9 protein-coding genes are annotated in these 8314 nt (G+C 48.6%); 5 read left to right on the top strand and 4 right to left on the bottom strand.

Annotated features, from left to right (window positions below):
* From HMPREF1863_RS06380 to HMPREF1863_RS09150, 3 genes are all read right to left on the bottom strand, one after another.
* Positions 1–782 (bottom strand): IS3 family transposase (locus tag HMPREF1863_RS06380; protein WP_198142728.1); only part of this gene is annotated, 782 nt, incomplete at its 3' end.
* Positions 695–925 carry a hypothetical protein gene (locus HMPREF1863_RS09155; RefSeq protein ID WP_068368779.1) on the bottom strand — a complete coding sequence of 77 codons (231 nt, stop codon included), beginning with the start codon at positions 923–925 and terminating at the stop codon, positions 695–697. The genes HMPREF1863_RS09155 and HMPREF1863_RS06380, both read right to left, overlap by 88 nt.
* A 108-nt stretch (positions 926–1033) precedes the next feature.
* On the bottom strand, positions 1034–1279 hold the full coding sequence (locus HMPREF1863_RS09150; protein WP_068368776.1) for a helix-turn-helix domain-containing protein: 246 nt from the start codon (positions 1277–1279) through the stop codon (positions 1034–1036).
* A 349-nt stretch (positions 1280–1628) separates the two neighbouring features.
* Between HMPREF1863_RS09150 and HMPREF1863_RS06365 the strand changes: the two genes are divergently transcribed.
* The 5 genes from HMPREF1863_RS06365 (at position 1629) to HMPREF1863_RS06345 (ending at position 5911) form a co-directional block, all read left to right on the top strand.
* Entirely contained in the window at positions 1629–2795 is a 1167-nt protein-coding gene (locus HMPREF1863_RS06365; protein ID WP_068368773.1) for a CD0519/CD1768 family membrane protein, read from the top strand.
* A 91-nt stretch (positions 2796–2886) separates the two neighbouring features.
* The gene (locus HMPREF1863_RS06360) at positions 2887–3252 is read left to right on the top strand and encodes a hypothetical protein (RefSeq protein ID WP_068368770.1); all 366 of its coding nucleotides are present in this window, start codon (positions 2887–2889) and stop codon (positions 3250–3252) included.
* Between the two features lie 136 nt (positions 3253–3388).
* On the top strand, positions 3389–4267 hold the full coding sequence (locus HMPREF1863_RS06355; protein ID WP_068368768.1) for a radical SAM protein: 879 nt from the start codon (positions 3389–3391) through the stop codon (positions 4265–4267).
* Between the two features lies 1 nt (position 4268).
* Positions 4269–5612: an aminotransferase class I/II-fold pyridoxal phosphate-dependent enzyme gene (locus HMPREF1863_RS06350; RefSeq protein ID WP_198142722.1), complete on the top strand. Its 1344-nt coding sequence runs from the start codon at positions 4269–4271 to the stop codon at positions 5610–5612.
* A complete protein-coding gene (locus HMPREF1863_RS06345) occupies positions 5609–5911 on the top strand; it encodes a hypothetical protein (RefSeq protein WP_068368761.1) in 303 nt (100 codons plus the stop codon). Before HMPREF1863_RS06350 ends, HMPREF1863_RS06345 begins: the two co-directional genes overlap by 4 nt.
* Positions 5912–5946: 35 nt before the next feature.
* Here HMPREF1863_RS06345 and HMPREF1863_RS06340 read toward each other — a convergent pair whose 3' ends face one another.
* Entirely contained in the window at positions 5947–8313 is a 2367-nt protein-coding gene (locus HMPREF1863_RS06340; RefSeq protein WP_068368759.1) for a homocysteine S-methyltransferase family protein, read from the bottom strand.
* Position 8314 lies beyond the last annotated feature (1 nt).

Here is an 8314-nt window from a genome sequence, read left to right as displayed (position 1 = left end):
TCTCTTTTCAGTACACTGAAGAAGTTCTCCATAGGTGCGTTGTCATAACAATTGCCTTTTCTCGACATGCTTTGAAAGATGTGATGTTCTTCCAGCATGGCTTGGTAGGCGGTCATTTGGTAGCCCCACCCGCGATCGGAGTGGAAGGTGCGGCGGTAGGGGCAGGTATCGGTGCGCTCGATGGCTTCTTCCAAGCTTCGTAGCATGGTGACCCCGTTGGGCTGATCGGAGAGGACGTAGCTTATGATTTCAGGATTGTACAGGTCCATGTATGGATCGAGATAGAGTTTCTTTGTTTGAAGTTTTCCCGTTTGATCTTCTTCGTAGTATTTGAATTCTGTGGTGTCGGTGGTTATTTTTTGGTAGGGGATGGAGGTATTGAAGCGTCGGTTGATTCGATTTTTCTTGATGTGACCGACAACGCCTTTGTACGAGTTGTATTTCTTGTATTTTCTTCCATAGGAGAGAACTTGAAGGCCCATAACTTGAATCAGTCGCGGAACTTTCTTTTTGTTCACGGACCAACCTCGATTCTTCAGCTCCAAGTGGATCCTTCGGTAGCCGTAGTCTTTGTGTTCATGCCGAATGGAGAGAATTTCATCTTTCAAGGCTTGGTCTTTGTCTTTTTCGCTCCACTTTTTCTGCCAGTACATAAAGGTGGATTTTGGAAAGTTGATGGCGGCAAGAATCTTGGTCAGTTGGAATTGTTCTCGGAGTTTGGCGACGATCCTCGCCTTTTGTTCATTGTTTCTTCCCTTTCCAAACTCCTTAACTGTTCCCAGAACATCTTTTGAATGGTGAGCTTTTCATTCTCTGCCTCTAGTTCTTTGATGCGGTTTTCTAATGCCTCCCGTGTGGATGCATCAAGAGGCTCCTTCTTAGTTGCAGACTTCGGTGGTTGATTACAGGCGTTTTTCTTTGTCACAGGTCTACCTCACTTATATGATCGCAGCCCCTCAATGCCCCTCTCTCGGTACTGCTTTCGCCAGTTGACGATCATGGACGGATTCGTCATACCGAGTTCAAAGGCCAATTATTGGTAGCTGCATTCGCTCGTTTCGTAGCGTGTAATGGCTTCTAACTCAAACTCTACACTGTACTCACGTTTATTTCTAGAGCGCATTAAACCTTCATCACCAAAATGCTTGTAATTGTTGACCCATTTCAAAATTTGTGAATTTTCGACATGGTACTTTGATTCTAAGGCATGGTAACTTGTCTTCCCGGACAAGTATTCCTCGACAATTTTCTTCTTCAATTCGTAACTGTATTTTGCCATTAAAAGACCCCCAAAGGTTGGATTTTTTGGTCCAACTTTCGGGGGTCAGTGCATTCGGGCCGTTTTTTTTTAAACATTTTGGGGAGGAGTTCACTATATTGAAAGAATAAAAAAGTTCTGTATTTGTCGAATCTATCCATGTATTTTCATGTTAAAAAAGAATGCCTAATTCATCAGGTTTAAATTTTTGAATATTTAGATTTTCGATAATAATAAGTTTGCTATTGATTAAACGATCACGATCAATTATAATATATTTAAAGATTGATCGTCGTCTACATGCTAGAATAGACAAATCATTGTAAAAAGTAAATTAGAAGCACTACGGTATAGTGCACGGAGGTTTTTTATGGATGGCACGAACGGCAAGAAAAAAGTGAAAGCAATAGGGCTTGAAACTTTCGTATTCCTCGTCATATTCATCGGTGGATTTGCCTTGATCGGTCGCAAAATGGGCGTCGGCATGATGTTCAAAACGATGATGGCAACGGCACACGATCTGCTACTATCGACTGTATTTTTAATTATGGCCATGGCGGTTTTAGCCGGCGCTATAAGCGGGGTTTTATCGGAGTTCGGCGCAATTGCTCTTATTAACAAGATCTTTGCTCCCCTCATGAAACCGATTTGGGGTCTGCCCGGCGCAAGTATTACCGGGGCAGTAGCGACATATTTATCGGATAATCCGGCGATCATATCTTTTGCTAAGGACAAGACGTTTACTCAGTACTTTAAGAAATACCAAGTACCGGCGCTCTGTAATTTAGGTACATCATTCGGGATGGGGCTTATCGTTACCACCTTTATGATTGCCCAAGGCACGGAATTTATCGTTCCCGCTATTATTGGGAATGTGGGCGCCATTATCGGCTCCGTCGTCAGTGTGCGTTTAATGATGGCGCAAACGAAAAAATACTACGGCGACAAAGCCGAAGAGCCTTATGATGAAAACATGGACGTGGATGATTTGGATTCCAAGAGCGAATTCCGTTACATCCGCGAAGGTAATCTTTTCCAAAGAACATTGGATGCTCTCCTCGAAGGGGGCAAGAACGGCGTTGAAATGGGTATGTCCATTATCCCCGGCGTTCTCATCGTATGTACTTTCGTCATGATGATTACCTTTGGCCCGGGCGAAAACGGCCAATATACGGGCGCCGCTTACGAAGGCGTTAAGTTCTTACCTTTTGTAGGTCAAAAGCTACAATTTATCTTCGAACCCTTATTCGGTTTCCATTCTCCCGAAGCCATTGCATTCCCCATTACGGCATTAGGTGCTGTTGGCGCAGCTATTTCCCTCGTTCCGAACTTTATCGAAACGGGCGCCGCACTTCCCAATGATATCGCCGTCTTTACGGCTATGGGTATGTGCTGGTCGGGCTACCTCAGTACCCACATCGGTATGATGGATGCTTTGGAATCTCGCCCCTTGGCAGGTAAAGCCATTTTATCTCACACCATCGGCGGTTTAATCGCAGGTGTATCGGCTCACTTGCTCTTTATGTTAATAGGATAAGAAAAGCGCAGCGAAGGCTGCGTTTTTTTATTGCCTCAGAATGGGAATGTGATAAACTTTCAGTAAACACATTTTATTTTTAGGAGGCTCCGTGAAATCATTACATCTTTTAAAATTACGTTCGTATCTCCTCGTCGCCCTCATCGCCCTTAGTCTTCGCCAAGTGGCAGGGCTCGCAGGCCTCGTCGGCGAGGTCACCGATTGGCAACAAGTGGCGGGAAGCGCCATTGCCGTCATCGGTTTTATCCTCTATCGCTACGAAATTCGAAAAGGCTATACGTACCAAAACAAAGGACCGGTCGGTTTGGGCGGGGTCATGGTAAACGGCGCAAGCGTCGTCGGTTTGTCCCTTCTTTTTTTCGGCGTCAGCTTTTTAAAGGGAATGTTCGTCATCGCTATTTTCGCCGTGGTGCTTTTTCTCTTACACGCTCTTATACGGGAAAAACGGGAAAAATAAAATGACCTTTTACAAGAAAGCTTCGTTCGTCGAGGCTTTTTTTATTCCGCGGAAATGTGCAAATGATAGCGAGGAATCTTAGGTCATGGTATAGTTAAGGTAATCACTTAACTTATGGAATTAGAAAGGATGCACCATGCACTATACAGGACAGACATTTCGCCCTCCCCGAGAGGCTTACAGCCCCTTGCTCGAGGTAACGGTGGGTTGTTCCCACAATAAATGTACCTATTGCTCGATGTATAAAGATGTATCGTTTCGCCGGGCGCCGAAAGAACAAATTCTCGCCGATCTTCAGGAGCTTTCTCAATTCAGCGATCGCATCGATCGGATTTTTCTCTTAAATGGCGACCCTTTTATTTTAGACACGAAGTATCTCTTACAGCTCGCCGATTGGATTCACGATTACTTGCCGCTCGTGGAAACCATTACGTGTTACGCGTCGATTTTCGATATTAAGGGCAAAAGTGTGGAGGATTTAAAGCGCCTTCGAAAAGCGGGGTATGATCAGCTTTACATCGGCATCGAAACGGCCCACGATCCGACATTAAAGCGCATTAAAAAGGGCTGTACTCAAGAAGACGAATACCGGGAACTGGCCAAGTTGGAAGAAGCCGACATTGATTGGATCTGCATGGTTATGACGGGTATTGCGGGGAAAGAATACAGCATGATTCACGCCGAAGAGACGGCGGCGCTTTTAAATAAACATCAGCCGCGAAGTGTGGCACCTCTTACTACATCCGTTCATCCGGGTACGGAATTGGAGCTGGAAATGATTCGCGGGGATTATATTCCCTTGACGGAAGGGGAAATTCTTCTGGAGGAAATTCACCTTTTGGAGCATTTGGAATTAAATGATCGGGCGCTTTTCTTCGGCGGCCACGCCTACAATATGGCGCCGGTGATCGGGCGTTTTTCGGAAAAAGAGGAGATGCTCGAAAAACTCCGCGCCGTCTATAACAGTATGAGCGAAGGGCAACGAAATGCGCGCTTACGCCGCACGGGGTATTAATGTGAAGCGACCACTTTTTGAACGGCTCACATCTTTTCGAGGGGATGCCAATTTCGCCATGCCCGGCCATAAAAATCGGGTGACCTTCGATTTCGATTGGCGAGAGGATTTGACGGAAATCGTCGGCGCCGACAATCTCCTGAACCCGGAGGATTGCATTAAAGCATCTCAGGAAGAGATGGCGAAAGCTTACGGCGTGGCGCAGACGGTGATGGTGCCGGCAGGCTCCACCACCGCCATTAAAATCGCCCTTTTCCTCGCTACGAATCCGGGGGATTGCGTACTCGTTCAGCGCAACAGCCATCTCTCCCTCTTTCACGGGGCGGTCAGTTTGGATTTGAAGCTTTCTTATTTAGACGGGGAAGTGGACGAGGCGACCGGGCTGTTTGCAGGTATTACGCCGGAATCCGTGGAAGAAGCCCTCGATAAAAACCCTCACGTCACCGCCGTGTTCTTGACGAGCCCCGATTATTTCGGCGGCATTTTGCCATTAAAGGCCATCGCCGACATTGTGGGGAAAAGAGGGAAGAAGTTAATCGTCGACGAGGCACACGGCGCCCATTTGCCATTCAGTGAACTTAGGGCGTTTTCCGCCGTGCACTATGCGGATTACATGGTGCAATCTCTCCACAAGACGGCGCCTGCTCTTACGGGAGCCGCCCTTCTCCATTTGAAAGAGGAAGAAAATAACCGACGTCTTTTAAAGGGGATGCAGCATTTTCTCTCCACATCGCCCTCTTATTTAACCATGCTGTCCTCGGAATTTGCCGTCGCCGCCATGGAAGGGGGCTACGACGATGAAAGGGTAAATCGTTGGCGGGAGGAGATTATCCAAAACGTCTCCGATCTTTACGTGCCGAATCGTAAGAGCGATGGATTGATAGCTCACGATCCCGGTAAACTTCTCTTTCATATGGCGGGGAGACGAGGGGATGAGGTCGTGGAATCGCTGGCGAAGAGAGGCGTTCACTTGGAAATGGGCGACCGCTACTACGCCCTCGCTATTCTATCGCCCTACAATACGGACGAGGATTTTCGAAAGCTCATGGGGAAATTAAAAGATTTGCCGACGGGTAAGGTGGAAAGTTTCCACATGAAGAAAATGCCTAAAGGGGAAGTCGTACTTTCACCGAGGGAGGCTTTTTTCAGCCCGACACGTTCTGTTTCCGTAAAAGAAAGTGTGGGATGTATTGCCGCCGACACGATTACGCCCTATCCGCCGGGCATACCTATTATTACCTATGGCGAGCGGATCACCTGCGACATTGCAGATTACATCGCCGACCATCCGGACGCCATAGGGATTTCCGACGGCATGATTACCGTCGTAAAGGAGGAATTATGAAGTATTACGTCATAGAAGGTAAGTTTAAGAATTTCCAATTTTCCCTGGAAGAGGAAGAAAACAAAGAATTGCGCACTGCATTTGAATCCTTTGTAAAAAAGGGAATGGATGAGGGGCATATTCTCATGATGGGCGGCCGCGCCCACGGCATTTTGGGCATTGGAAAAGGGGAACATCTGGACGATATGCTCCAAAAATTTGAAGGTGATCCTCTAACCCTTGCCGACGTCATCGAGTATCGCATGGTGGAAATGGAAGAGCCTGCCATTAGCGAGACGGCGGAAGAATTTTTCAAATAAAAAAGAGCGGATGTCCGCTCTTTTTTTGTGTGCTGTTAGTTGAATAATTCCTCCGCGTATCGTACCGATGCCATGGCATCTTTGCAGTAGCGATCGGCTTCGATTTCGTCGGCGTATTCCTTTGTGAGTACGGCGCCGCCAACCATAATTTTCGTATCCGGCGATTTTTCGTGAATCAAGCGGATGGTGGCTTCCATAAAGGGCACCGTCGTTGTCATAAGAGCCGAAAGGCCTACGAGTTTAACATCGTATTCGATGACTTTTTCCGCCACCGTATCGGGGCGCACATCTTTTCCCAAATCGATAATATCGAATCCGTAATTTTCCAGGAGGGCCTTGACGATGTTTTTGCCGATATCGTGAATATCGCCTTTTACCGTAGCGACGATGATACGGCCTTTATTTTCCGCGGCAGTTCCCTTTTCATCCATTCGCTTGCGAATGACGGTGAAGGCAGCGGCGGCGGCATCGGCGGCGCGCAAAAGCTGGGGAAGGAAGAGGGTCTTCGCTTCAAATTCTCTGCCCACTTTATCTAACGAGGGCACGAGGAAGTCGTTAATAATGTCGATAGGTTCCCGATGGGCGAGAAGACCGTCGGCGAGATCTTTCGCCTCTTTCGCCAAGCCTTTTTCGATGGCGTAAGAAAGGTCGTGTTCTCCTTCGGCGGCTTTTATTTCCGCTTCCTCTTCGGCGAAGGCTTGAATAAAATCGTTAAAATCGGGATCGTGTTCCAGAAGCGCCATGGACGATTTATAGGCTCGCTGCATGGCGGTGGAAGAGGGGTTGACGATGCCGGCGCTAAGTCCGGCGGCGAGGCACATGGCGTAGAAGTGGCCGTTAATGGCGTCGCGATTCGGGAGGCCGAAGGAAATATTGGAGACGCCCAGTGTGGAGTGAAGGCCCCGTTCTTTTAAACGGCGAAGGGTTTCGAGGACGACCGTAGCCCCGTTTTTTTGGCTGGAGATGGTCATGGCCAGGGGATCGAATAAGAAGTGTTCCTTGCTTAACCCGTAGCGCGCCCCTTCTTTTAAAATGGCGTCGACGATTTCCATACGCTTATCTACGGTCTTCGGGATGCCGTCATCGTCGAGCAAAAGGGCGACGCAGAGGGCGCCGTATTTTTTCGCAATGGGAAAGATGGCGTCCATAACGTCTTTTTTGCCGCTGACGGAATTTAAGAGGGGCCTGCCGTTATAAATTCTCGCGGCTTTTTCCATAGCGTCAACATTGGTGGTGTCGATTTGAAGGGGAAGGGATGTCACCCCCTGCAATTCGCGAATAAGATTGGGCAGCACTTCCGCTTCGTCGAGACCGGGGACGCCTACGTTGACGTCGAGAATGTGGGCGCCGTCTTCTTCCTCTTCCAAGGCGATGGCGAGGACGGCGGATGTGTGGCGATCTTTAAGGGCTTGTTGTAAGTATTTTTTTCCCGTAGGATTCAGTCGCTCGCCGATCATATAGGGCTTTTCGCCGATATCCACGATATGGGTGTAAGAAGAGGGCGCCGTGCGCAATCGGCCGCGAGGAGATGCAATGGGCATGTCTTTCGTTCGCTCCACGGTTTTTTCAATATAAGAGGGGAAAGTGCCGCAGCAACCGCCGATGATTTGCACGCCCGTTTCGGCGAAGGCGACCATGTACTCGGCGTAATCGTCGTCGTCGATGTCGTAAAAAGTTTTGCCGTCGCGCACGACAGGTAGGCCGGCGTTGGGGTTTGCAATAAGGGGAATGGTGGCGATTTCCGAAAGTTCCTTCATTAAGGGAAGGGTTTCCACCGGGCCGAAACTGCAGTTCATGCCCATGGCATCTGCGCCGAGAGAGGTGACCAGCTCCGCAAAGGCGTCGATGGAAGAGCCGGTGAGCATCCGCCCGTCTTCCTGAAAAGCACCCGTAACGAAAAGGGGAAGGTCGGCGTGTTCCTTGGCAGCCAACATGGCCGCCTTGATTTCGTAAGTATCGGACATGGTTTCGATGGTTATTAGATCGCAACCGGCGTCGCGCCCGGCGATGACGATTTCTTTGAAATAATCGTAGGCTTCTTCAAAAGCCAAATCGCCGACGGGAGCCAAAATTTTTCCGAGAGGGCCGATATCCAGAGAAACGTAGCCGTGGCCTTCCAAGGCGACGGCGCGCTTGGCGTTGTCGACGGCGGCGGTAACCACCTCGTTTACGCTGATGTTTTCGTCTTTAAATTTCAGTCGATTGGCGCCAAAGGTATTGGTCAAAATAATGTCGGCGCCCGCTTTTAAATAGGCGCGGTGCATGTCCACGATGAGATCGGGGGATCGGAGATTGAGCAGTTCGGGAATGTCGCCTGCTTCCAGCCCTTTATTTTGCAAGTACGTGCCGCAGCTGCCGTCGTAATACAGTCGTTTTGTTTTTAAATCCTGAAGTAGCGTCATC

It is taken from the genome of Aedoeadaptatus coxii, assembly GCF_001553115.1.
Taxonomy (GTDB): Bacteria; Bacillota; Clostridia; order Tissierellales; family Peptoniphilaceae; genus Aedoeadaptatus; species Aedoeadaptatus coxii.
This window is presented reverse-complemented; position numbering and strand designations above follow the sequence as displayed.

Excerpts from the sequence above, each read along its gene's own strand:
- HMPREF1863_RS09150 (WP_068368776.1), bottom strand. The coding sequence starts at position 1,279 with ATGGCAAAATACAGTTACGAATTGAAGAAGAAAATTGTCGAGGAATAC.
- HMPREF1863_RS06365 (WP_068368773.1), top strand. The coding sequence starts at position 1,629 with ATGGATGGCACGAACGGCAAGAAAAAAGTGAAAGCAATAGGGCTTGAA.
- HMPREF1863_RS06355 (WP_068368768.1), top strand. The coding sequence starts at position 3,389 with ATGCACTATACAGGACAGACATTTCGCCCTCCCCGAGAGGCTTACAGC.
- HMPREF1863_RS06345 (WP_068368761.1), top strand. The coding sequence starts at position 5,609 with ATGAAGTATTACGTCATAGAAGGTAAGTTTAAGAATTTCCAATTTTCC.
- HMPREF1863_RS06340 (WP_068368759.1), bottom strand. The coding sequence starts at position 8,313 with ATGACGCTACTTCAGGATTTAAAAACAAAACGACTGTATTACGACGGC.